The 23,135-nt window shown below is 71.1% G+C and carries 19 protein-coding genes; 6 read left to right on the top strand and 13 right to left on the bottom strand.

Features of this window, described 5'->3' with window-relative positions; translation table 11 throughout:
• The first annotated feature begins 1 nt into the window (after position 1).
• The 3 genes from zwf (at position 2) to pgl (ending at position 3,482) form a co-directional block, all read left to right on the top strand.
• Positions 2 to 1,555 carry a glucose-6-phosphate dehydrogenase gene (zwf, locus tag KBX71_RS25870; RefSeq protein ID WP_210820435.1) on the top strand — a complete coding sequence of 518 codons (1,554 nt, stop codon included), beginning with the start codon at positions 2 to 4 and terminating at the stop codon, positions 1,553 to 1,555.
• Positions 1,552 to 2,568 carry a glucose-6-phosphate dehydrogenase assembly protein OpcA gene (locus KBX71_RS25865; protein ID WP_196925493.1) on the top strand — a complete coding sequence of 339 codons (1,017 nt, stop codon included), beginning with the start codon at positions 1,552 to 1,554 and terminating at the stop codon, positions 2,566 to 2,568. The genes zwf and KBX71_RS25865 overlap by 4 nt, the downstream gene beginning before the upstream one ends.
• A gap of 143 nt (positions 2,569 to 2,711) precedes the next feature.
• The gene (pgl, locus tag KBX71_RS25860) at positions 2,712 to 3,482 is read left to right on the top strand and encodes a 6-phosphogluconolactonase (RefSeq protein ID WP_210820434.1); all 771 of its coding nucleotides are present in this window, start codon (positions 2,712 to 2,714) and stop codon (positions 3,480 to 3,482) included.
• 17 nt (positions 3,483 to 3,499) lie between these two features.
• Here the strand turns inward: pgl and KBX71_RS25855 are convergent, their stop codons facing one another.
• The 8 genes from KBX71_RS25855 to rapZ all read right to left on the bottom strand — a co-directional run bounded on the left by KBX71_RS25855 (position 3,500) and on the right by rapZ (position 10,695).
• Positions 3,500 to 3,841, bottom strand: a complete 342-nt coding sequence (locus tag KBX71_RS25855) for an RNA polymerase-binding protein RbpA (RefSeq protein WP_124816419.1) — start codon at positions 3,839 to 3,841, stop codon at positions 3,500 to 3,502.
• Between the two features lie 140 nt (positions 3,842 to 3,981).
• Positions 3,982 to 4,242, bottom strand: coding sequence for a preprotein translocase subunit SecG (gene secG / locus KBX71_RS25850; protein ID WP_124816438.1), 261 nt, complete (start codon positions 4,240 to 4,242; stop codon positions 3,982 to 3,984).
• 96 nt (positions 4,243 to 4,338) lie between these two features.
• Positions 4,339 to 5,130: a triose-phosphate isomerase gene (gene tpiA / locus KBX71_RS25845; RefSeq protein WP_210820433.1), complete on the bottom strand. Its 792-nt coding sequence runs from the start codon at positions 5,128 to 5,130 to the stop codon at positions 4,339 to 4,341.
• Positions 5,131 to 6,333, bottom strand: coding sequence for a phosphoglycerate kinase (gene pgk, locus KBX71_RS25840; RefSeq protein ID WP_210820432.1), 1,203 nt, complete (start codon positions 6,331 to 6,333; stop codon positions 5,131 to 5,133). It abuts the gene before it with no gap.
• A 52-nt stretch (positions 6,334 to 6,385) separates the two neighbouring features.
• Positions 6,386 to 7,390 carry a type I glyceraldehyde-3-phosphate dehydrogenase gene (gene gap / locus KBX71_RS25835; RefSeq protein WP_210820431.1) on the bottom strand — a complete coding sequence of 335 codons (1,005 nt, stop codon included), beginning with the start codon at positions 7,388 to 7,390 and terminating at the stop codon, positions 6,386 to 6,388.
• A 267-nt stretch (positions 7,391 to 7,657) separates the two neighbouring features.
• Positions 7,658 to 8,638, bottom strand: coding sequence for a DNA-binding protein WhiA (gene whiA / locus KBX71_RS25830; RefSeq protein WP_030337350.1), 981 nt, complete (start codon positions 8,636 to 8,638; stop codon positions 7,658 to 7,660).
• A gap of 54 nt (positions 8,639 to 8,692) precedes the next feature.
• On the bottom strand, positions 8,693 to 9,796 hold the full coding sequence (locus KBX71_RS25825; RefSeq protein WP_210820430.1) for a 2-phospho-L-lactate transferase CofD family protein: 1,104 nt from the start codon (positions 9,794 to 9,796) through the stop codon (positions 8,693 to 8,695).
• On the bottom strand, positions 9,793 to 10,695 hold the full coding sequence (rapZ, locus tag KBX71_RS25820) for an RNase adapter RapZ (RefSeq protein ID WP_210820484.1): 903 nt from the start codon (positions 10,693 to 10,695) through the stop codon (positions 9,793 to 9,795). Before rapZ ends, KBX71_RS25825 begins: the two co-directional genes overlap by 4 nt.
• Positions 10,696 to 10,963: 268 nt before the next feature.
• Here rapZ and recQ point away from each other — a divergent pair, with 268 nt between their 5' ends.
• Positions 10,964 to 12,808 carry a DNA helicase RecQ gene (gene recQ / locus KBX71_RS25815; protein ID WP_210820429.1) on the top strand — a complete coding sequence of 615 codons (1,845 nt, stop codon included), beginning with the start codon at positions 10,964 to 10,966 and terminating at the stop codon, positions 12,806 to 12,808.
• Between the two features lie 67 nt (positions 12,809 to 12,875).
• Here recQ and KBX71_RS25810 read toward each other — a convergent pair whose 3' ends face one another.
• From KBX71_RS25810 to rsgA, 5 genes are all read right to left on the bottom strand, one after another.
• Positions 12,876 to 13,535, bottom strand: a complete 660-nt coding sequence (locus KBX71_RS25810) for a C39 family peptidase (protein WP_210820123.1) — start codon at positions 13,533 to 13,535, stop codon at positions 12,876 to 12,878.
• 873 nt (positions 13,536 to 14,408) lie between these two features.
• Entirely contained in the window at positions 14,409 to 16,397 is a 1,989-nt protein-coding gene (uvrC, locus tag KBX71_RS25805; RefSeq protein ID WP_210820428.1) for an excinuclease ABC subunit UvrC, read from the bottom strand.
• A gap of 176 nt (positions 16,398 to 16,573) precedes the next feature.
• Positions 16,574 to 17,059: a Rieske (2Fe-2S) protein gene (locus tag KBX71_RS25800; protein ID WP_210820427.1), complete on the bottom strand. Its 486-nt coding sequence runs from the start codon at positions 17,057 to 17,059 to the stop codon at positions 16,574 to 16,576.
• A 157-nt stretch (positions 17,060 to 17,216) separates the two neighbouring features.
• Positions 17,217 to 20,162, bottom strand: coding sequence for an excinuclease ABC subunit UvrA (gene uvrA / locus KBX71_RS25795; RefSeq protein WP_210820426.1), 2,946 nt, complete (start codon positions 20,160 to 20,162; stop codon positions 17,217 to 17,219).
• 204 nt (positions 20,163 to 20,366) lie between these two features.
• Positions 20,367 to 21,437 (bottom strand): ribosome small subunit-dependent GTPase A, encoded by a 1,071-nt coding sequence (gene rsgA / locus KBX71_RS25790; protein WP_210820425.1) that lies wholly within the window; start codon positions 21,435 to 21,437, stop codon positions 20,367 to 20,369.
• A gap of 179 nt (positions 21,438 to 21,616) precedes the next feature.
• On the opposite strand from rsgA, the gene KBX71_RS25785 reads away from it, so the two are divergent.
• Positions 21,617 to 22,333 (top strand): maleylpyruvate isomerase family mycothiol-dependent enzyme, encoded by a 717-nt coding sequence (locus KBX71_RS25785; RefSeq protein ID WP_210820424.1) that lies wholly within the window; start codon positions 21,617 to 21,619, stop codon positions 22,331 to 22,333.
• Positions 22,334 to 22,340: 7 nt separating this feature from the next.
• A complete protein-coding gene (locus tag KBX71_RS25780) occupies positions 22,341 to 22,994 on the top strand; it encodes an MBL fold metallo-hydrolase (protein ID WP_210820423.1) in 654 nt (217 codons plus the stop codon).
• Positions 22,995 to 23,135: the final 141 nt, after the last annotated feature.

Here is a 23,135-nt window from a genome sequence, read left to right as displayed (position 1 = left end):
GATGGACGACGTGAGTGAGGCGGAGCGAGGAGGCGGTTCGGTGAACCCGCTGCGCGACCCGCAGGACCGCCGGTTGCCCCGGATCCCCGAGCCCTGCGCTCTGGTGATCTTCGGGGTGACCGGGGACCTGGCCCGCAAGAAGCTGCTCCCCGCGGTCTACGACCTGGCCAACCGGGGGCTGTTGCCGCCGGGCTTCGTGGTGCTCGGCTTCGCGCGCCGCGACTGGGGTGACGGCGACTTCGAGACGTTGGCCTGCGAGGCTGCTCGCAAGCACGCCCGCACCCCGTGGCGGGACGAGGTGTGGGCGCGGCTGGCCGGCAACATCAAGTTCGTCGGTGGGTCGTTCGACGACGACGCCGCCTTCGACCAACTCGCCTCGACGCTTGACGATCTGCGCCAGACCCACGGCATCACCGGCAACGCGGCGTTCTACTTCTCCATCCCGCCGGCGGCGTTCCCGGTCGTGCTCAAGCAGTTGGCCCGCACCGGGATGGCCGACAACGACAAGTCCGGCGGTTGGCGCCGGGTCGTGGTGGAGAAGCCGTTCGGCAACGACCTGCCGTCGGCGAAGGCGCTCAACGACCTCGTCGACGACGTGTTCACCCGGCAGGACGTCTTCCGGATCGACCACTACCTGGGCAAGGAGACGGTTCAGAACATCCTCGCCCTGCGGTTCGCCAACAACCTGTTCGAGCCGCTGTGGAACTCCAAGTACGTCGACTCGGTGCAGATCACCATGGCGGAGGACGTCGGCATCGGCACCCGCGCCGGCTTCTACGACACCGTCGGCACCGCCCGCGACGTGTTGCAGAACCACCTCCTGCAACTTCTCGCCCTGGTGGCGATGGAGGAGCCGACAAGCTTCGACGCCGACGAGATCCGGACCGAGAAGCTGAAGGTGCTCAAGGCCATCACCCTGCCCAAGGACGTCACCCGGGACACTGTCCGCGGCCAGTACCTGCCCGGTTGGGTCGGCGGCGAACGCGCTGTCGGTTACCTGGATGAGCGGGACGTCCCCACCGACTCCACCACGGAGACGTACGTGGCGGTGCGGCTGGGCATTCAGAACCGCCGCTGGGCGGAGGTGCCGTTCTACATCCGGGCCGGCAAGCGGCTGCCCCGGCGGGTCACCGAGGTCGCCATCATGTTCAAGAAGGCGCCGCACCTGCCGTTCAACGACGCCGACATGGAGTCGCTGGGCAACAACCAGCTGGTCATCCGGGTGCAGCCGGACGAGGGTGTGGTGCTCAAGTTCGGCTCGAAGGTGCCGGGCACGACCATGGAGGTCCGCGACATCGCGATGGACTTCCAGTACGGCGAGGCGTTCACCGAGTCCAGCCCCGAGGCGTACGAACGTCTGGTCCTGGACGTGCTGATCGGCGATCGCACCCTGTTCCCGGACGCGGCCGAGGTCGAGCAGAGCTGGCAGGTGATCGATCCCCTGGAGCACGCCTGGGAGGGCACCACCCCGGAGCCGTACCGGGCCGGGGAGTGGGGCCCACGGGCCTCCGACGAGATGCTGGCCCGCGAGGGCCGCGCCTGGAGACGAGCATGATCGGGCTGTGGGACACCACCGGCAACGAGGTGGTCAAGGCGCTCGCCGCCGAGCGGCGCAGCGCCGGCGGAGTCGCCAGCGGCATGGCGCTCACCCTCATCGTGGTCGTGGACGAGAAGCGGGTCCGGGAGGCGGAGGCGGCGGCGACGATCGCGGCGGCCGCCCACCCGTGCCGGCTCGTGGTGGTGGTGCGCTCGGAGATCGAACGGGACCGCAACCGCCTGGACGCGGAGATCGTCGTCGGTGGGCGGCTCGGCCCGTGCGAGGCGGTCGTCACCCGGATGTACGGCCGGCTGTCCCTGCACGCCGAGTCGGTGGTGATGCCGCTGCTCGTTCCCGACGTGCCGGTGGTCACCTGGTGGCACGGCGAACCGCCGGCGGAGATCGCCACCGACTTCCTCGGAGTGGTGGCCGACCGGAGGATCACCGACTCCGCGCAGGCCGCCGACCCGGTGGAGGCGCTGCGGCAGCGTGCCCGGGACTACGCCCCGGGCGACACCGACCTGGCGTGGACCCGGATCACCCCGTGGCGCACCCTGGTCGCCGGGGCGTTCGACACCACGAGCGACCGGGTCACCGAGGCGACAATCGTCGCGCCGCCGACCGACCCGACGGCGGCGCTGATGGCGGGTTGGCTGTCCAGCCGGCTCGGCATCACCCCACGCCGGGTGGACAGCAACGAATTCCCTCGGATGCGGGAGGTGCAGCTCAGCTGCGCCAACGGCGACCAGCTGACGCTGACCCGCGAGGACAGCATGGCCGTGTTCCGGCGGACCGGCCAGGACGACCGGGCCCTGCCGCTGGTCCGTCGCCCGCTCGGCGACGAACTGGCCGAGGAGCTGCGGCGTCTGGACGCCGACCAGGTGTACGCGGAGGCGTTGGGTGCGACGGCGGGGCTGCGAGGGCTGGACCAGCGCCCTCCGCAGCGAGTCCACGTCTGGAAGGATCCGGCCACCGCGCAGCGCGCCGAGGCCGGGGTCACCGCGCACACTGGCACGAGCGGCGAGGGCTGAGCCCAGCCGGGGCAGGACGTCGGGCAGGGCCGGTACACACCGGCCCTGCCCCGCAATCTTCGGGGTTTCCGCCCCACCACCTCGGGCACACCGCCCCGGGCACGACAGCGACCGCCTCGCGGTCGGGAAACGAAGGCGCAACCATGAGTGAGGCGAGTGTCGCCGTCCACGCCGACGCCGACCTGTTGGCGCAGGCCGTGGCAGCCCGGTTGCTGGTGAAGCTGCTCGACGCCCAGGCCGATCGGGGCGAAGCTTCGGTGGTGCTCACCGGAGGGCGGGTCGCCGCGGCCGTGTACCGGGCGGTGGCGACGCTGCCGGCCCGCGACGCGGTGGACTGGTCCCGGGTCGACGTGTGGTGGGGCGACGAACGATTCCTTCCCGCCGGTGATCCGGACCGCAACGAGACCCAGGCCCGCGCCGCCCTCCTGGACGCGGTGCCGCTGGACCCGGCCCGGGTGCACGCGATGCCAGCCTCGGACGGCCCCGCCGGTAACGACCCCGAGGCGGCGGCTGCCGCGTACGCGGACGAACTGGCACGCGCCGCCCGGCCCGGACACGCCACACTGCCGCACTTCGACGTGCTGATGCTGGGCGTCGGCGAGGACGGCCACGTGGCGTCGGTCTTCCCCGGGCACCCGGTCGGCTACGAGACCAGGCCGGTCAGCGCGGTGCGGGGCAGCCCCAAGCCGCCGCCGACGCGGACCACCCTCACCCTGCCGGCGATCAACACCGCCGAGGAGGTCTGGCTGGTGGCCGCCGGCGCCGACAAGGCTCGCGCGGTGGGTATGGCGTTGGCCGGTGCCGGGCCGGTGCAGTTGCCGGCCGCCGGGGTGCGCGGCGTGGGCCGCACCCGCTGGCTGTTGGACCGGGCGGCGGCAGCCGACGTACCGGCCCGACTGCGCAGCCTGCGCTGAGCGCGAGGAGGAGCCTGCTACTCGCCGCGTCGACGGCGTAGTGCGGCGAGTGCCTCGGCGAGCAGAGCCTCCCCCTCCTCGGCGGTGCGCCGCTCCTTCACGTACGCCAGGTGGCTCTTGTACGGTTCGGCGCGGACCCGGCCCGGCGGGTTCTCGGCGTCCCGGCCGGCGGGCAGGCCGCAGCGGGGGCAGTCCCACAGGGGTGGCGGCTCGACGTCCGCGGCGATCCGGATGTCGACCCGGTGGTCGTTACGGCACCAGTAGGTGACGTCCTGTCGGGGGGCGGGTTGGTGCCGCTCGTCCGGGCGCATGGGTGCGGACCCGACCCGGGCTCCCCGGATAACGTTGCCACTCGGCACGGCTGCTCGCTCCTGTCGTCGGAGGGGACCCGCCGTCTTCGGGGGTGGAGCGGCGGGCGACGCGGTGCAGCGGAGAAAAGCCTGCGCGCGGCCCGTCGAGTGACGAACCGCGCGCAGATTGTACGACTTACTGAGCCTGCTCAGGCGCCGCTGTTCATTTGGAGGCGCAGCCAGAGCCCGAGCCCGACGATCGCGGCGAACCAGACGACGCTCACCAGAACGGTGTAACGGTCCAGGTTTTTCTCCGCGACCGAGGAGCCGGCGAGGCTGGAGCTGACGCCACCGCCGAACATGCTCGACAGACCGCCGCCCTTGCCGCGGTGCAGCAGGATCAGCATGGTGAGCAGAATGCTCGTGATGACCAGCAACACGATCAACGTGTATGCGAACCAGATCGGCATGGCTGGGGTCAGTTCCTCTCGTAGCGATCCTCGCCCGGTCTGATCGGGCACGGCGGCACCGACCGGCGGACGGGCGGTGTCAAGGATACCGAGCGATCAGCGGGCGAGGTGCTCCGGGAACCGGCAGATCTGAGCGAATTCCTCCGCGTCCAGGCTGGCGCCCCCCACCAGACCCCCGTCCACGTCCGCCTGGCCCATGATCGAGGCGATGTTGGACGCCTTGACCGAGCCGCCGTAGAGGACCCGAACCTGGTCGGCGGTCTCCTGGTCGAAGCGTTCCGCCAGTCGCTGACGCACCGCCCCGCAGACCTCCTGGGCGTCGTCCGGGGTCGCGGTCTTGCCCGTGCCGATCGCCCAGACCGGCTCGTACGCGATCACGACCTGCCGCACCTGCTCGGGGGTGAGCCCGGCCAGTCCCCCGTCGAGCTGGTCGGAGCAGTGCGCCACGTGGGTGCCCTGCTCGCGAATGTCCAGCCCCTCCCCCACGCACAGGATCGGCGTCAGGCCGTGCGTCAGCGCCGCCTTGACCTTGGCGTTGACCAACGCGTCGTCCTCGTGGTGGTAGGCCCGCCGCTCGGAGTGCCCGACCACCACGTACGTGCAGCCGAGCTTGGCCAGCATCGGCCCGGAGATGTCCCCGGTGTACGCGCCGGACGCGTGCGGGGAGAGGTCCTGTGCGCCGTAGCCGATGAGCAGCTTGTCGCCGTCCACCGCCGTCTGCACGGTTCGCAGGTCGGTGAAGGGCGGCAACACGACGGTCTCGACGGCGGTGAGCTGCTTCTCGGTGAGGCTCGCCGCCAGCTTCTGCACCAGCAGGTTGGCCTCGAGGTGGTTGAGGTTCATCTTCCAGTTGCCGGCCATCAACGGCCGGCGGGTCGTGCTCGACATTCAGTTCTCCAGGGCCGCGATGCCGGGGAGGGTCTTGCCCTCGAGGTATTCCAGGGAGGCGCCACCACCGGTGGAGATGTGATTGAAATCAGTCTCGTCCAGCCGCAACGCACGCACCGCCGCAGCGGAGTCGCCGCCGCCGACGACGCTGAACGCGTCGGCCTTGGTGATCGCCTCGGCGATCCCCCGGGTGCCCGCCGCGAACGCCGGCATCTCGAACACGCCCATCGGGCCGTTCCAGAAGATCGTCTTCGCCTGGGACAGCGCGGCGCTGAAGCCGGCCACCGTCTCCGGGCCGACATCCAGGCCGAGCCGGTGGCTCGGGATGCCGTCGACCCGGACCGTGTCGTGCGCCGCGTCCGGAGCGAACGCGTCCGCGACCACCACGTCGACCGGGAGCATGATCTTGCCGCCGGACCGCTCCAGCAGGTTGCGGCAGGTCTCGACCATGTCCTTCTCCAGCAGCGAGGTGCCCACCTCCAGGCCCTGGGCCTTCAGGAAGGTGAAGCACATCCCGCCACCGATGAGCAGCCGGTCGACAGTGGGCAGCAGAGCCTCGATCACGGCGAGCTTGTCGGACACCTTCGACCCACCGAGCACCACCACGTACGGGCGCTCCGGGTCAGCGGTGAGCTTGGAGAGGACCTCGACCTCACGCAGCACCAGCCGGCCCGCGACGTGCGGCAACCGGGCCGGTACGTCGAAGACGCTGGCGTGCTTGCGGTGCACGGCGCCGAACGCGTCGTCCACGTACGCGTCTCCGAACGCGGCGAGGTGGTCGGCGAAGGCACCCCGCTCGGCCTCGTCCTTGCTGGTCTCACCGGCGTTGAAGCGCAGGTTCTCCAGGAGGGCGACCTGACCGTCGGCCAGCCCGGCCACTGTGGAGCGGGCGGAATCACCAACGGTGTCGGTGGCGAAGTGCACAGGCGCGCCGAGCAGCTCACCGAGCCGCCCGGCGACCGGGCCCAGGCTGAACTGCGGGTCCGGAGCGCCCTTCGGGCGGCCCAGGTGCGAGCAGACGACCACCTTCGCGCCGGCCTCGACCAGCGCGCCGAGGGTCGGCAGCACCGCGCGGATCCGGCCGTCATCAGTGATGGCACCGGTCTGCTTGTCGAGCGGGACGTTCAGGTCGGCGCGCACCAGCACGCGCCGACCCGACACCCCCTCGGCGAGCAGGTCGTCGAGGGTCCGGAGGGCACTCACAGAGCTAGCCTTCCGTTCGCGACTGCGGGGCTCGCAAGCTCACTCCTCGCGCTCACAGCGACGAACCGACCAACTTGACCAGGTCGACCAGCCGGTTGGAGTAGCCCCACTCGTTGTCGTACCAGCCGACGACCTTGACCTGGTTGCCGACGACCTTGGTCAGCGGCGCGTCGAAGATGCACGACGCCGGGTCGGTCACGATGTCGGTGGAGACGATCGGGTCCTCGTTGTAGACCAGGATGCCCTTGAGCGGGCCGTCCGCGGCGGCCTTCAGCGCGGCGTTGACCTCGTCCACGGTGGTCTCGCGACCCACGTTGACGGTGAGGTCGGTGACCGAGCCGGTCGGGATCGGCACCCGCAGGGCGTACCCGTCGAGCTTGCCCTTGAGGTCCGGCAGGACCAGACCGATCGCCTTGGCGGCGCCGGTCGAGGTCGGCACGATGTTCAGCGCGGCGGCCCGGGCCCGACGCAGGTCCGAGTGCGGCGCGTCCTGAAGGTTCTGGTCCTGGGTGTACGCGTGGATCGTCGTCATCAGACCGTGCTGGATGCCGAACGTGTCGTGCAGGACCTTCGCCATCGGGGCGAGGCAGTTGGTGGTGCACGAGGCGTTGGAGATGATGGTGTGCTTCGCCGGGTCGTAGGTGTCGTGGTTGACACCCATGACGACGGTGACGTCCTCGTTCTTCGCCGGGGCGGAGATGATGACCTTCTTGGCCCCGCCGTCGACGTGCGCCTTGGCCTTGGTGGCGTCGGTGAAGAAGCCGGTCGACTCGATGACGACGTCGGCGCCGACCTCGCCCCACGGCAGCTTCGACGGGTCCTTCTCGGCGTACGCCTTCATGGTCTTGCCACCGACGGTGATCTCGTCGGCGGTGGCCTTGACCTCGAAGGGCAGGCGACCGAGGATGCTGTCGTACTTGAGCAGGTGGGCGAGCGTGGCGTTGTCGGTCAGGTCGTTCACCGCCACGATCTCGATGTCGGCGTCAGACGCCAGCACTGCCCGGAAGAAGTTACGGCCGATTCGGCCAAAGCCGTTGATGCCAACCCGGGTGGTCACAGGTCCCATCTCCTCGCGTTCTGGTCCGCCGGCTTCAGACAACGGGCCGGCGGGAATGGTGTGCGCCGACCGTTGGAGCCGGCCGTCGACGGTTCAACTCGGCCACCCCGCCGCGCGGTCTGAGGACCTGACCGCCCCGAGGCGGTGGGCACGACGAGAAGTGCCGGTGTCGGCCCCCTTGCCGTACTCAGCGACCCTATCCGAGCGTGCGAGACCACGCTGCGCCGGGTCGTGCTCCCGGGCGCACCGTGCGGCCCCACCGTCCTATCAGACCACGAGCATGTCGGGCGTGACGGCTGCTTCCGTATCCGGGATGCCGAGGTCGCGGGCCCGCTTGTCGGCCAGCGCGAGGAGCCGGCGGATCCGCCCCGCGATGGCGTCCTTGGTCAGCGGGGGGTCGGCCAGGGCACCCAACTCCTCCAGCGACGCCTGCCGGTGCTCCAGGCGCAGCCGCCCGGCGTCGGTCAGGTGGTTGGGCGCCTCGTCGGCGAGGATCTCCAGCGCGCGGGTGACCCGGGCGGCGGCGGCGACCGCCGCCCGCGCCGAGCGGCGCAGGTTGGCGTCGTCGAAGTTGGCGAGCCGGTTGGCGGTGGCCCGCACCTCGCGGCGTACCCGACGCTCCTCCCAGGCCAGCACGCTGGAGTGGGCGCCGATCCGGGTGAGCAGCGCGGCGATCGCGTCACCGTCCTTGACGACCACCCGGTCCACCCCGCGTACCTCGCGGTTCTTCGCGGTGATGCCGATGCGGCGGGCCGCGCCGACAAGCGCCAACGCCGACTCCGGCCCCGGGCAGGTGATCTCCAGCGCGCTGGAGCGGCCGGGCTCGGTGAGCGAGCCGTGGGCCATGAACGCGCCCCGCCACGCGGAGACCGCGCAGCAGACGTTCGCCGCCACCACGTGCGGGGGCAGCCCCCGCACCGGGCGACCCCGCACGTCGAGCAGGCCGGTCTGCCGCGCGAGGGCCTCGCCGTCCTTGACCACCCGCACGATGAAATGGCTGCCCTTGCGCAGCCCACCGGAGGCCAGCACGTGGATCTCGCTGGGGTAGCCGTAGACCTCGGCGATCTCCCGGCGCAGCCGCCGGGCCACCGCCCCGGTGTCCAGTTCAGCCTCCACCACCACGCGGCCGGAGACGATGTGCAGCCCGCCGGCGAAGCGCAGCAAAGCGGCCATCTCCGCCCGTCGGCAGCAGGGCTTGGGCACGTCGACCCGACTCAGCTCGTCCTTGACCGCGGCCGTCATCGCCATTGTGCGTCCCCTCACGGACCTGTTCCGGCGTGTCGCCGGAGATTACGTACGTGTCTAACGATCGGCACCCAGTACAGGCACCAGCGCGGCGCCCAGGGCAGCCGGATCATGGCGGGGAGTCCCGTCGACAACGGCGACGGGGGCGAGGACCAGGCGGGCACCCAGCGATTCTGCCGCACGTTCGACCGGTTCGGGGTCACCCACCGCCTTGGCATCGGCGAGCACAAGATCCACCTTGAGCTCGGGCAGGTACCAGTGCAGGGCCGCGAGATGGTCGGCGACCGAAAGCCCGAGGGTTTCCTTCTCCGCGGCGAGGTTCAGCGTGACCAGCCGCCGCGCCGAGGTGGACACGATCGCGTCGGCCAACTGCGGCACCAGCAGGTGCGGAAGCACACTCGTGTACCAGCTGCCCGGCCCGAAGATCAACCAATCGGCTGCCCGGATCGCCTCGATGGCCTCGGCGCAGGCCGGTGGGGCGCTCGGGGTGAGCCGCAGCGACTCGACCCGCCCGGTGGTGACGGCCACCTGGTGCTGGCCACTCACCGTACGCACCTCGTCGGGGGCGGCCGGGTCGACGCCGCGTACCCGAGCCTCGATGCCGACCGGTTGGCGGGACATCGGCAACACCCGGCCGACGGCGCCGAGCATCGCGCCGGCGTGCTCCAGCGCGGCCACCGGGTCGCCGAGCAGCTCCATAAGGCCGCAGAGCACCAGGTTGCCCACCGCGTGCCCGGTCAGACCGTCGGTGCCGGCCGACGCCCCGCCGGCCCACGCCCCGTCGGTGCCGGCCGACGCCCCGTCGGTGCCGCGCGGGGCCACGCCGTCCCGGTCCGGGTCGTCGCCCACCGCCGGGCTCCCGTCGGTCGCCCCCGATCGAGGTACGCCCACCGGTACGGCGGCGAAGCGGTGCTGGAACAGCCCGGCGCTGCGCCGGGTGGCCGGGTGATCCCCGGCCAACGCCACAAGCGCCTGGCGCAGATCTCCCGGCGGCAGGCCACCCCGCTCGGCCCGCAGCCGACCACTGGAGCCGCCGTCGTCACCCACAGTCACCACCGCGGTGATGTCGAGGTCGAGTTCGGGAGCGCAGTGGCGCAGCGCCCGCAACGAGGCGGACAGCCCGTGCCCGCCGCCGAACGCCACCACCCGCCGGGCCGTCATTCCCGCCCCAGGTCGCGGTGCTGGGCGTTCGCCGCCAGCCCGGAGTGACGCAGTCGGCTGGCCAACTCCTCGGCGATGGCCACGCTGCGGTGCTTGCCGCCGGTGCAGCCCACGGCGACCGTGAGGTACCGCTTGCCCTCCCGCTCGAAGCCGCTCGTGGTGGCGTTGACCAGGTCGGCGTACGAGGCGACGAAGGCGTCCGCGCCCTCCTGGCCCAGCACGTACGCGCTGACCGCCTCCTCCCGCCCGGTGTGCTCCCGCAACTCCGGCACCCAGTACGGATTCGGCAGGAAGCGGGCGTCCAACACGAAATCGGCGTCCGGCGGCAGGCCGTACTTGAAGCCGAACGACAGCACGGTGACCCGCAGCCGGCGGGCGTCCTCGCCGCCGAACAGCTCCTCGATGCGCCGCCGAAGCTGGTTGACGTTCAGGTGGCTGGTGTCGATGATCACGTCGGCCTGGTCGCGCGCCTCCTCCAGCAGACCGCGCTCCACGGCGATGCCGTCGGCCAGCCGCCCGTCACCCTGCAACGGGTGCGAACGCCGAACGCTCTCGAACCGCCGGATCAGCACCTCGTCGTCGGCGTCGACGAAGACCACCCGGGGCGAGAACCCGCGTTCCTTGAGCTCCCGGATCGCCCCGGCCAGGTCCGTCGAGAAGGCCCGCGACCGCACGTCCAGCACCATCGCGGTACGCCGGGCCGCGCCGCCCGCCTTGAACGCCAACTCGGCCATGTCCAGCATCAGGGCCTGTGGCAGGTTGTCCACGACGTAGTAGCCGACGTTTTCCAACGCCCGGGCGACAGTGCTTCGGCCGCCCCCGGAGAGGCCGGTGACCACCACGAGGGTGGTCTCCGACTCGGCCGCCAGCTGCTCGTCATTGGCATCCGGGCCGTCGATCCGGTCACCGGTTGTGCGCGCCTCGCTCACCCGTACCCCCAAGCCGTGGCGCCGCGGCCGCCCTCGGCCGCGATTGGTCAATCAGCGACTCTATCCCGCCGCCGGGTCGTGGCCCGGCACCCGTGGCCGGACGGTGCCTGCGGACCATGTCGACGGTCGCTCCCCCGACACCGAGCCCACCAGCCCGGCTGACCGCGTCGCCCGTCCGGACCACCCGACCCGGGTGCGCCGGACGGGCGCTGTCGGCGTCGGCTCGTAGACTCCCCGGATGGCTTCTCCCACCGACCTGCGTGCCGCTTCCGACGCCCTGGACGTGCTGGGCCGGGTCTTCGGCTACGACGCGTTCCGTGGTTTCCAGCAGGACGTGATCGACCATGTGGTCGCCGGCGGCGACGCACTGGTGCTGATGCCCACCGGTGGTGGCAAGTCCCTGTGCTACCAGATCCCGGCCCTGGTCCGCGACGGGGTCGCCGTCGTCGTGTCCCCGCTGATCGCGCTCATGCAGGACCAGGTCGACGCCCTCACCGCGGTCGGCGTCCGCGCCGGCTTCCTCAACTCGACCCAGACCCTGGACGCCCGACGGCGGGTGGAAGCCGCCTTCGTCGCCGGCGAGTTGGACCTGCTCTACCTGGCCCCGGAGGCGCTCGGCGTCCGGTCCACCCTCGCCCTGCTCGACCGGGGGCGCATCTCCCTCTTCGCGATCGACGAGGCGCACTGCGTGTCCCAGTGGGGGCACGACTTCCGCCCCGACTACCTCGCCCTGTCGATGCTGCACGAACGCTGGCCCGAGGTCCCCCGCATCGCGCTGACCGCCACCGCGACCAGCGCCACCCGCACCGAAATCGCGACCCGACTCAACCTCGACGACGCTCGGCACTTCGTGGCCAGCTTCGACCGGCCCAACATCCAGTACCGGATCGTGCCCAAACGCGAGCCCCGCAAGCAACTGCTGACCCTGCTGCGCGACGAGCACCCCGGCGACGCCGGCATCGTCTACTGCCTGTCCCGGGCCTCGGTCGACAAGACGGCGGAGTTCCTCACCGCCAACGGGGTCGCCGCGCTGCCGTACCACGCCGGGCTGGACGCGGGCACCCGCGCTCGCAACCAACAGCGTTTCCTGCGGGAAGACGGCCTGGTCATGGTGGCCACCATCGCCTTCGGCATGGGCATCGACAAGCCCGACGTCCGCTTCGTCGCCCACCTCGACCTGCCCAAATCCGTCGAGGGCTACTACCAGGAAACCGGCCGCGCCGGCCGCGACGGCCTGCCGTCCACCGCCTGGCTCGCGTACGGGCTGCAGGACGTGGTCCAGCAACGCAAGATGATCGAGACCTCCGATGGCGACCTCGCCCACCGCCGCAACCTAGCCGCGCACCTGGACGCCATGCTCGCCCTCTGCGAGACGGTGCGCTGCCGGCGGGTCCAACTGCTCGAATACTTCGGCGAGACGACAACGGCCGCCTGCGGCAACTGCGACACCTGCCTCACCCCACCCGAGTCCTGGGACGGCACCGTCGCCGCCCAGAAGTTGCTGTCCGCCGTCTTCCGCCTCGACCGCGAACGCAACCAGCGCTTCGGCGCCGGGCACTGCATCGACATCCTGCTCGGCAAACAGAACGACAAAATCAGCCAGTACGGTCACGACTCCCTGACCGTCTTCGGCATCGGCTCCGAGCTCGGCGAGGCCGAGTGGCGGGGCGTGGTCCGGCAACTGCTCGCCGAGGGGCTCCTCGCCGTGGAGGGCGACTACGGCACCCTGGTGCTGACCGAGGCGAGCGCCGACGTCCTCGGTCGCCGCCGCACGGTCACCCTCCGCCGCGAACCGGAGAAGCCGGCATCGAGCCGCTCATCGAAGCCGCGCGGCTCGTCCACAGTCGTCGCCGAACTGACCCCGGCCGCCGCCTCGTTGTTCGAGCGGCTGCGCGGCTGGCGTGCGACGAGCGCGAAAGAGCAGGGCGTCCCGGCGTACGTGATCTTCCACGATGCCACCCTGCGACAGATCGCCAGCGACGCGCCCAGCACCCTGGCCGACCTGTCCCGCGTCAGCGGGGTCGGCGAGAACAAACTCGCCAAGTACGGCGAGCAGATCCTGGCCGTCCTCGCCACCGACTGAGGTCATGCCGAAGGGCCGGGCCCCTGTGGTGGGGTCCGGCCCTTCGCTTCGTGTGTGGTGTTGGGTGTCAGCTGGTGGCGTAGCCGCGGGTGGCGATCCAGTCGGCGAGGTGCTCGACGGTGATCTGGTAGGCGGCTTGGTTGGGGTCGGCGGAGTCGGCGATGGTGACGGTGTTGCCGTTGTCGTGGTAGCCGACGACGCTGATGTAGTGCCCGCCCTGGTAGGAGTGGGTGGTGCCGACGGTGTCGGTGCTGGTGCCGGCGATGTTCGCGACCACGGCCCTACCGTCGTCGACGGTGCGGACGATGTCGGCGCGCAGGGTGTCGGTCTGCTTCGCGTCGGCGTCGGGGGTGCTGATTTCTACGGACCGGTAGGCGTCAGTCTTGCCGGTTTCCTTGTTCAGGACGGGGGTGATGTCGTTGATGGAGTTGGTGCCGGCTTCGGTGGTGCCCATTTCCTTGGCCATGTCGTCGACGTTGATGTTCTTGCCCTGCACGGACAGGGCGTTTCGGGTGGCGGCGGGGCCGCAGTAGTAGAAGTTCGGCTGGGCTTCGTAGCGCACGCCGAGTTCCCGGTCGCCGTGGCCCTTGCGGTCGGTCTGGGTCTGGGTGGCCGGCTTGCCGCTGGGGGCGGCGAAGGCGGTGGTGACGGGGCCGGCGATGGCGCCGCCGGTGAAGGCGAGACCAGCGGCGGTGAGGGCGGTCTTACGGATCAGATCGGTACGCATGGTGGCGTGCTCCTCTGCATCGGGGGTGCCCGCACCACCTCGGGGGGTGTGGTGGTGCGGGAAAGATTTGCGCCCGGCGACCCGCGGAAAAAGGGGTCGGCGTCGGGACAGGGTGTAACCGTTCGCGGTGGCGGGTAATTCCGCCTACCCGCAGGGGGTGGGCCGTTGTGGTACTCGGCCGTGCGGGGGATGTAACCGAGGCGGCCTGCCAGATGTTCCCGGCGGCTGCCATGCCCGGGCCGTCGTGGTGCTCGACGGTGCGGGGGATGTAACCGGGGTGGCCTGCCGGATGTTCCCGGCGGGAGGGCCCGGCGACTGTTTCCCGGCGAGGCCCGCGCGCCGTGACCCGGACTGGTGCGGTGGTCTGCCAGGTATAACGACCCGGCCCGGCCGCCGATTCCGCCACGGGGGTGGCTCCGACCACCCGACAGTGAGGCCAAACCCGACAAACCACGCACACTACCGGCCCACCGAACCCGACACGGCGGCCACGGCGACGCGATCCACTCGGGTTCCTGAAAGTCGCGGTGTCCGGGCGCCGGGGAGACCCCGACATCATGAAAGCCGAGTCGATCATGCCCGCCCGCCCCGTTCGCGCGCCCGGACCGGTCGAAGGCGGGACGGGGCGGGGCACGGATCGGCCCGACGCACGGGGCAGCCGCGCCGCACGGCCGGCCCGGCCAGGGGCAGCGCGCCATACGGAACCTCGCGGCCCGCATGATCGTGCTCGATCCAGGAAACAGGCCCCTCCCAGCGCAACGAGGCCACTACATCCAGGATCGAGCACGATCATGCCCGGCCGCGACCGCCCATCATCGGGCGAGCGAGGACCGTCTGCGTGAGCTGTTCAGCCGGGCGAGCGCCGACAAGTGCTCAGGTGGTGGGCTTCGCCTCCGCGCTGTCGCCGGCCTTTGTGTCCTTGTCGAGGGCGGCCAGGATCGCCTCGGCGGTGCGCCGACCAACCCCCGGCACCTCGGTGATCTCTTCGACGGTTGCGGCCGAGAGTCGCTTGAGCGAGCCGAAGTGCCGCAGCAGCGCCTTGCGTCGCACCTCGCCGAGGCCGGGTACGTGGTCCAGTGCCGACTCGGTCATCCGCTTGGAGCGGCGCTGCCGATGGAAGGTGATGGCGAACCGGTGCGCCTCGTCACGCACCCGTTGCAGCAGGTAGAGCCCCTCCGAGGTGCGCGGGAGGATGACGGGGAACTCGTCGTCCGGGAGCCACACCTCCTCCAGCCGCTTGGCCAGCCCGCACAGGGCCACGTCGTCGATGCCCAGGTCGGCGAGGGCCTGCGCGGCGGCCGCGACCTGTGGGGCGCCGCCGTCGACGACCACCAGCTGCGGCGGGTACGCGAATTTTCGGGGCCGGCCGGTGGTCGGATCGATCAGGACACCGACCTGCGGTTCGACCGCGTCCTCAGGGGCGGCCGCGTCGTCGGCCGACTCGACGCCCACCTCGCCCGTCTCGGCCCTGGCGTCCAGGTAGCGGGCGAAGCGGCGGCGGAGCACCTCGGACATCGCGGAGAGGTCGTCGGTGGCGCCCCGGACGATGAACCGCCGGTACTCGCTCTTGCGGGGCAACCCGTCCTCGAAGACCACCATGCTGGCGACCACGTCGGTGCCCTGGATCTGGGAGATGTCGAAACACTCGATGCGCAGCGGCGAGGTGCTCATGCCCAGCGCCTCGCTGATCTCGTCCAGTGCCTTGCCCCGGGTGGTCAGGTCACCGGAGCGCTTGAGCTTGTGCCGGGCCAGCGCGTCCTTGGCGTTGCGCTCCACCGTCTCCATCAGTGAGCGTTTGTCGCCACGCTGCGGCACCCGCAGCGAGACCCGACTGCCTCGATGGTTGGAGAGCCATTCGGCCAGCGCGTCGGCGTCCGCGGGCAGCTCGGGGACCAGCAGTTCCCGGGGCACGTCGGTCTCGCCGTGCTCGCCGCCGTACACCTGGGTGCAGAAGTGGTGCACCAGGTCCCCGGTGGTCAGATCCTCGGTCTTCTCCACCACCCAGCCGCGCTGGCCACGGACCCGGCCGTCGCGGACGTGGAAGACCTGCACGGCCGCCTCGAGTGGGTCGTCGGCGAACGCGACGACGTCCGCGTCGGTGCCGTCGCCGAGCACCACTGTCTGCTTCTCCATGGCCCGGCGCAGCGCGGCCACGTCGTCGCGTAGCCGGGCGGCCCGCTCGAACTCCAGTTGCTCGCTCGCCTCGGTCATCTCGCGTTCGATCTTGCGGACCATGGTGTCGGTGCGCCCGGCCATGAAGTCGCAGAACCCGTCGACGATGGCCCGGTGTTCGTCGGCGGAGACGGTGCCGACGCACGGCGCCGAGCACTTGCCGATGTAGCCCAGCAGGCAGGGACGACCGACCTGGCCGGCCCGCTTGAACACCCCGGCGGAGCACGTGCGCGCGGGGAACACCCGCAGCAGCAGGTCGAGGGTCTCCCGGATGGCCCAGGCGTGTGAATAGGGACCGAAGTAACGCACGCCCTTGCGCTTGGCGCCGCGCATCACCTGCAGCCGTGGGTACTCCTCGTCGAGGGTCACGGCGAGATAGGGGTACGACTTGTCGTCGCGGTAGCGGACGTTGAAGCGGGGGTCGTACTGCTTGATCCAGGTGAACTCCTGCTGGAGCGCCTCGACCTCGGTGCCGACGGTGATCCAGTCCACCGACTCGGCGGTGGTGACCATCTGCCGGGTGCGCTCGTGCAGGTTCCAGACGTCGCCGAAGTAGGAGTTGAGTCGGCTGCGCAGATTTCGCGCCTTGCCGACGTAGATCACCCGGCCGGTGCCGTCGCGGAAGCGGTAGACCCCCGGTAGCTCCGGGATGGTGCCGGGTGCGGGGCGGTAGGTCGAGGGGTCAGCCACGCCAACAAGCGTAGTCCGCAGCACCGACAGCCCACCGCAGGCGCGTGATCCACTCGGCGTCCCGGAAGTCGGGGTGTCGGCACACCGCCAACACCCCGACTTCCGGAAACGCGAGTCGATCCTGCGACGCCGGGCCGACCGGTCAGCGAAAGGCGGCCGGGCCAGCCCGGGTCGGATCAGGCCAGCGAGATCTGGTCGCCGGTGACCTTGATGTTCTTGGGCGGCAGCGGCTTGGTGGCCGGGCCGGCCTTCACCGAGCCGTCCTCGATCGAGAACTTGCTGCCGTGGCAGGTGCAGTTGATGGTGCCGCCGTCGACGTTCGTCACCGGGCAGTTCTGGTGCGTACAGATCGGGCTGAAGCCCTTGAACTGGCCCGCCGCGGGCTGGGTGATGACCACACCCTCGGCGGCGAGGACCTTGCCGCCTCCGACCGGGATGTCGGCGGTGGTGGCCAACGACTGGGCTTTCTGCCGGTCGCCGCCGCCGGCGTCGCCGGTGCTGGGCACGGCGGGACCACCACTTGTGGGTGCGTCACTGCCGCTGCCACCGTCGTCGCTGCCGCAGGCAGCCAGGACGACGGCCGCGCCGACCGCCCCGACGCCGGTGAGCAGGGTACGACGTGTCTGCGTACCCGGACCGGTCAGTGCCTGATCGTCACTCATGCCTCGCCTCTCTCTAGCCCGCTGGGCCGGTCAAGAGCCGGCCACACTTCTCCACACGGGCAACTGTGCCGGATGGTTCACGGCGGCATTCGTCCGACCGGCAAATGGGACGGGGCGGGTCGTCAACCGACCCGCCCCGCGAACACGTACCGAGAGATCAGCGTGCGCCGGCCGGCACCTTACGGCTGGCCCGTGTCTTGGTCGCGCCGTTGGCCTTGGCGGCCCGGGTGGTGGCGGCAGCCGCACCCTTGGCCTCGCCGTCGAGCTTGAGCACCTGGCGCAGGAACTCGCCGGTGTGGCTCTCCGCCACCTCGGCGACCTCCTCGGGAGTGCCGGTGGCGAGCACGGTGCCGCCGCGGTGGCCGCCCTCGGGACCCATGTCGATCAGCCAGTCCGCCGTCTTGATCACGTCGAGGTTGTGCTCGATGGTGATCACCGTGTTGCCCTTGTCGACAAGCCCCTCCAGCACCATCAGCAGCTTGCGGATGTCCTCGAAGTGCAGACCGGTGGTCGGCTCGTCGAGCACGTAGACCGTCCGCCCGGTGGAGCGCTTCTGCAGCTCGGAGGCGAGCTTGACCCGCTGCGCCTCACCGCCGGAGAGGGTCGGCGCGGGCTGACCGAGGCGGACGTAGCCCAGGCCGACGTCGACGAGCGTCTTGAGGTGCCGGTGGATGGCCGGGATGGGGGAGAAGAACTCGGCGGCCTCCTCGATCGGCATCTCCAGCACGTCCGAGACGGTCTTGCCCTTGTAGTGCACCTCCAGGGTCTCCCGGTTGTACCGGGCGCCCTTGCAGACCTCGCAGGGGACGTACACGTCGGGCAGGAAGTTCATCTCGATCTTGATGGTGCCGTCACCCGAGCACGCCTCGCAGCGCCCGCCCTTGACGTTGAACGAGAACCGCCCCGGGCCGTACCCGCGCACCTTCGCCTCGGTCGTCTCGGCGAACAGCTTGCGGACGTGGTCCCAGACACCGGTGTAGGTGGCCGGGTTGGAGCGCGGCGTCCGGCCGATCGGCGACTGGTCCACGCCGACGACCTTGTCCACGTGCTCCAGACCGGAGACCCGGGTGTGCCGGCCGGGCACCAGCCGGGCGCCGTTGATCTGGTTGGCCAGCACCGCGTACAGGATGTCGTTGACAAGCGTCGACTTGCCCGAGCCGCTGACCCCGGTGACCGCGATCAGCTGGCCCAGCGGGAACGAGACGGTCAGGTTGCGCAGGTTGTGCTCCCGCGCGCCGTGCACCACCAACTCCCGGGCCGGGTCCTGTGGGCGGCGACCCGTCGGCGTCGGGATCGACCGTCGACCGGACAGGTACGCCCCGGTGATCGACTCCTTGTTCTTCAGCAGCGCCGGCACCGAGCCGCTGTGCACGATCTTGCCGCCGTGCTCGCCCGCGCCGGGCCCGATGTCGACGATCCAGTCGGCGGTGCGGATGGTGTCCTCGTCGTGCTCCACCACGATCAGCGTGTTGCCCAGCCCGCGCAGCCGGATCAAGGTCTCGATCAGCCGGTGGTTGTCACGCTGGTGCAGCCCGATCGACGGCTCGTCGAGCACGTAGAGCACGCCCACCAGGCCGGAGCCGATCTGGGTGGCCAGCCGGATGCGCTGTGCCTCACCGCCGGACAGCGTGCCGGCCGGCCGATCCAGGGAGAGGTAGTCGAGGCCGACGTCGAGCAGGAACCGCAGTCGAGCGTTGATCTCCTTGAGGACCCGCTCGGCAATCATCTTCTGCCGGTCGGTCAGCTCGATGCCGGCGAGCAGGTCGGCGCACTCCCCCACGGACAGGTTGCAGACCTCGGCGATGCTCTTGCCGGCCAACGTGACAGCGAGCACCTCGGGCTTGAGCCGGGCGCCGCCGCACGCCGCGCACGGCACGTCACGCATGTAGCCCTCGTACTTGTCGCGCGACCACTCGGACTCGGTGTCGGAGTGCCGGCGCTCGATCCACTGCACCACGCCCTCGAAGCCGGTGTAGTAGGAGCGCTCACGGCCGTACTTGTTGCGGTAGCGCACGTGCACCTGATCGTCGGAGCCGTGCAGGATCGTCTTCTGCGCCCGCGCCGGCAACGCCCGCCACGGGGTGTCGATGTCGAAGTGCTGAGCCTCGCCGAGCGCCTCCAGCAGGCGCAGGAAGTATTCCAGGTTGTGCCCGGTGGACCAGGGCTGGATGGCGCCCTCACGCAGGCTGCGCTCCGGGTCGGGGACCAGCAGCTCCGGGTCGACCTCCTTCTTGGTGCCCAGGCCGGTGCACTCCGGGCAGGCGCCGTAGGGCGCGTTGAAGGAGAAGACCCGAGGCTCGAGATCCTCGATGGCGAGCGGGTGGTCGTTGGGGCAGGCCAGGTGCTCGGAGTAGCGGCGCTCGCGGTCCGGGTCGTCCTCGGGAAGGTCGACGAAGTCGAGCAGGACCAGGCCGCTGGACAGGCCCAGGGCGGCCTCGACCGAGTCGGTGAGCCGCTGCTTGGCGCTCGGCTTGACGGTGAGCCGGTCGATCACCACCTCGATGGTGTGCTTCTCCTGCTTCTTGAGCTTCGGCGGCTCGGTCAGCGGGTGCACCACGCCGTCGACCCGGGCCCGGGCATAGCCCTTGGCCTGCAGCTCGGCGAAGAGGTCGACGTATTCGCCCTTGCGGCCACGGACCACCGGGGCCAGCACCATGAACTTGGTGCCCTCGGCCATCGCGAGGACCCGGTCGACGATCTGCTGCGGGCTCTGCCGCGAGATGCGCTCGCCACAGACCGGACAGTGCGGCTCACCGATGCGGGCGTAGAGCAGGCGCAGGTAGTCGTAGACCTCGGTGATGGTGCCGACCGTCGAACGCGGGTTACGCGAGGTGGACTTCTGGTCGATCGAGACGGCCGGGCTCAGGCCCTCGATGAAGTCGACGTCTGGCTTGTCCATCTGGCCGAGGAACTGCCGGGCGTACGACGAGAGCGACTCGACGTAGCGGCGCTGCCCCTCGGCGAAGATCGTGTCGAAGGCCAGGCTCGACTTGCCCGACCCGGACAGCCCGGTGAACACGATGAGTGCGTCCCGGGGCAGGTCGAGACTGACGTCACGCAGGTTGTGCTCGCGCGCGCCACGGATGATCAGTCGGTCGGCCACGGTGCGTGTACTCCCGGGAGAAGACGAAGCGAAGGATGTGTCCCGCTCTGGGTGGTCTTGAGCGGTCGTGCGGGCGCGGAAAACACGCCTCGGCAACTCTAGCCCCGAGGTATGACAGTTTCCCCCGCCCGCACATTCCCCCAGCTCAGCCCGGTCGGCCGCGCCCTCCGAAAGCCCGCCGGCCCGGCACCGGTAGGCGCTCGGTCAGTAACCCCCCGGCGTCGGCGGACGGGCCGCCCGACGGCGGGCCGAACGCCACCCACCGCGCCGCTCCGCAGCCACCCGGGCCTCCCGCCGTCGGCTCTCGTGGGTCACCTCACCCTGCAACCGCCGCCAGCTCTCCCACCGGCGGGTGGAGAGCTCGCCGGTGTGCAGCGCCTCCCGGACCGCGCACGCGGGCTCGCCGTCGTGGCCGCAGTCGGCGTACCGGCAGCCCTCGGCCAGCCCGACGATGTCGGCGAACGCCCGGTCGAGCCCGGCCGCGCCGTCCAGCAGGCCGACCGCCCGCACGCCGGGCGTATCGATCACCGCGCCGCCACCGGGGATGGGTACGAGAGCCCGCCAGGTGGTGGTGTGCCGACCCTTGCCATCGACGCGCCGGATCGCCTGGGTGGGCATCATCACCGCCCCGACGAGGGCGTTGACCAGGCTCGACTTGCCAGCACCGGACGGGCCGAGCAGGCCGAGCGTGCGGCCGGGCGCCACCTCGGCGCGCAGCGGGTCCAGCCCGAGGCCACGTTCGGCGCTGACCGGCAGCACCGGCACCCCGGGAGCGACAGCGGCCAACTGGCGGGCCAACGCGGTCGGGTCAGCCGCGAGGTCCGCCTTGGTCAGCACGACCAGTGGCCGGGCGCCGGACTCGTGGACCAGGGAGAGCAGCCGCTCGATCCGGCCCACATCCGGCTCGGGGTGCACCGGCTCGACCACTGCGGCGGCGTCGAGGTTGGCGGCCAACACCTGGCCGCTGGCGTCCTTGCCGGCGGTACGCCGGATCAGCGCGGCCCGCCGCGGCAGCACCGCCTCCGCTGTGACGCGGCGGTCCGGCCAATGGGTGAGCAGCACCCAGTCCCCGGCGCAGGGCAGCGCGGACGGGTCCCGCGCGGCGGCGGTCAGCACCGCCCCGCCCAGGCTGGCCCGGACCGGGCCGAGCGCGGTGAGCACCGTGCAGACCCCCCGGTCCACGCGGGCCACCCGGCCCGGCTGGTGCTCGCCGCGGCGCGCGGCGTACGCCGTCCGCTCGGCGTCCCAGCCGAGCGCGGTCAGATCGATCGTCATGGCATCCTCATCGGTGTCGAAGCTGGTGATGGCGGAACACGCGTGCCACGTCCGGCATGATCACCACCTCCGTCCGATGTCCCGGTGCCGCGTCTGCCGCTGACGGTAGGTCGCGCGCCGACGCGCCGAAAGCGATTTCCCCGGCGACGGCGCGGGCGGCGGACCGCTAGGGTCGACGGGTGACCACGGATCCGCTGCTGCTGATGGGCGAGGTGGACGCGGCCACCAGCCGACTACTCCGTACCGCCGCTTCTTTCGACGCCGTGGACCTGGCCGCCGCGTCGTTGCTGCCCGGCTGGACGCGCGGCCACGTGCTGGCGCATCTGGCCCGCAACGCCGACGGCTTCGTCAACCTGCTCACCGCGGCCCGCACCGGGGAGGCGCTACCGATGTACGCCTCGCTGGAGGCCCGCACGGCGGACATCGAAGCCGGTTCGAACCGGCCACCGACCGCGCACCTGGACGACCTGCGCCGCACCGCGGACCTGTTCTCCGAGGCGGTCGCGGCGATGCCGGCCGAGGCCTGGGCGGCGACGGTGCAGGCGCGGAAGGGCCCGTGGCCGGCCGCGCTGCTCGTCTGGGGCCGGCTGCGCGAGATCGAGGTGCACCACCTCGATCTGGCCGCCGACTATCGGGCGGCGGACTGGTCGGAGACGTTCGCCCACCGCCTGCTGCGCGAGGCGGCCAGCCATCACGCAACGGGGCCGACACCGCCATCGGTGGTGCTTCGCCTCGACGGCAACGGGCATGAGGTGGTGATCGGGGAGCGGGTCGGCGCCCCGATCGTCGCCGGTCCCGCCCGCGACCTCGCCGCCTGGCTGATCGGCCGTGCCGACGGCGCCCCGCTCTCCGTCACCCCCGACGGTCCCCTGCCTACCCCACCGGAATGGATATAGAAACGTCATGACATACAGCGGAGACGTCACGCACGGCGGCGCACCGGCGGTTCGGGAGCTGGACGGGCTGACCATCAGCAAGCTGTCGGTGGGCCCGATGGACAACAACGCCTACCTGCTGCGCTGCACGGGCACCGGTGACCAGGTGCTGATCGACGCCGCCAACGAGGCGCCCCGGCTGCTCGACCTGATCGGTGACGGTGGGCTCACCGCCGTGGTGACGACCCACCAGCACATGGATCACTGGGTGGCGCTGGAGGAGGTCGTCGCCAAGACCGGCGCCCGGGCGCTGGTGCACGCCGACGACGCGACGGGGCTGCCGATCGAGGCGGAGCGGCTGGCCGACGGCGACACCGTGGCGGTCGGCGACTGCGCGCTGGAGGTCATCCACATCAAGGGGCACACCCCGGGTTCGATCGCGCTGCTCTACCGCGACCCGGCCGGCACCCCGCACCTGTTCACCGGCGACAGTCTCTTTCCCGGAGGCGTGGGCAACACCGACAAGGACCCGGAGCGCTTCGCGGCGCTGATCGGCGACGTCGAGCACAAGCTGTTCGACCACCTGCCGGACGACACCTGGTTCTACCCGGGCCACGGCAAGGACAGCACCCTGGGCGCCGAACGCCCCGCCCTCCCCCAGTGGAAAGCAAGAGGCTGGTAACCCCCCAACCCCAAAAAAGATCACCAACCGTCGACCGTTCACCACCAAGATCAACACCCGATCGGCGGTGGCGGCACCCCCACACAAACCGGAACCACGACGGGGGCGGGGGCCCGCCGTGCCCGGCGCAGGGATCAAGCC

Source organism: Micromonospora sp. D93, from assembly GCF_018070365.1.
Taxonomy (GTDB): Bacteria; Actinomycetota; Actinomycetes; order Mycobacteriales; family Micromonosporaceae; genus Micromonospora; species Micromonospora ureilytica.
This window is presented reverse-complemented; position numbering and strand designations above follow the sequence as displayed.

Coding starts and splice junctions, on each gene's coding strand:
- secG (WP_124816438.1), bottom strand. CDS start 4,242: ATGCCGATCTGGTTCGCATACACGTTGATCGTGTTGCTGGTCATCACG.
- recQ (WP_210820429.1), top strand. CDS start 10,964: ATGGCTTCTCCCACCGACCTGCGTGCCGCTTCCGACGCCCTGGACGTG.
- KBX71_RS25825 (WP_210820430.1), bottom strand. CDS start 9,796: ATGACGGCCCGGCGGGTGGTGGCGTTCGGCGGCGGGCACGGGCTGTCC.
- whiA (WP_030337350.1), bottom strand. CDS start 8,638: ATGGCGATGACGGCCGCGGTCAAGGACGAGCTGAGTCGGGTCGACGTG.
- tpiA (WP_210820433.1), bottom strand. CDS start 5,130: ATGTCGAGCACGACCCGCCGGCCGTTGATGGCCGGCAACTGGAAGATG.
- KBX71_RS25800 (WP_210820427.1), bottom strand. CDS start 17,059: ATGAGTGACGATCAGGCACTGACCGGTCCGGGTACGCAGACACGTCGT.
- KBX71_RS25810 (WP_210820123.1), bottom strand. CDS start 13,535: ATGCGTACCGATCTGATCCGTAAGACCGCCCTCACCGCCGCTGGTCTC.
- pgl (WP_210820434.1), top strand. CDS start 2,712: ATGAGTGAGGCGAGTGTCGCCGTCCACGCCGACGCCGACCTGTTGGCG.
- KBX71_RS25865 (WP_196925493.1), top strand. CDS start 1,552: ATGATCGGGCTGTGGGACACCACCGGCAACGAGGTGGTCAAGGCGCTC.
- KBX71_RS25780 (WP_210820423.1), top strand. CDS start 22,341: ATGACATACAGCGGAGACGTCACGCACGGCGGCGCACCGGCGGTTCGG.
- rsgA (WP_210820425.1), bottom strand. CDS start 21,437: ATGACGATCGATCTGACCGCGCTCGGCTGGGACGCCGAGCGGACGGCG.
- zwf (WP_210820435.1), top strand. CDS start 2: ATGGACGACGTGAGTGAGGCGGAGCGAGGAGGCGGTTCGGTGAACCCG.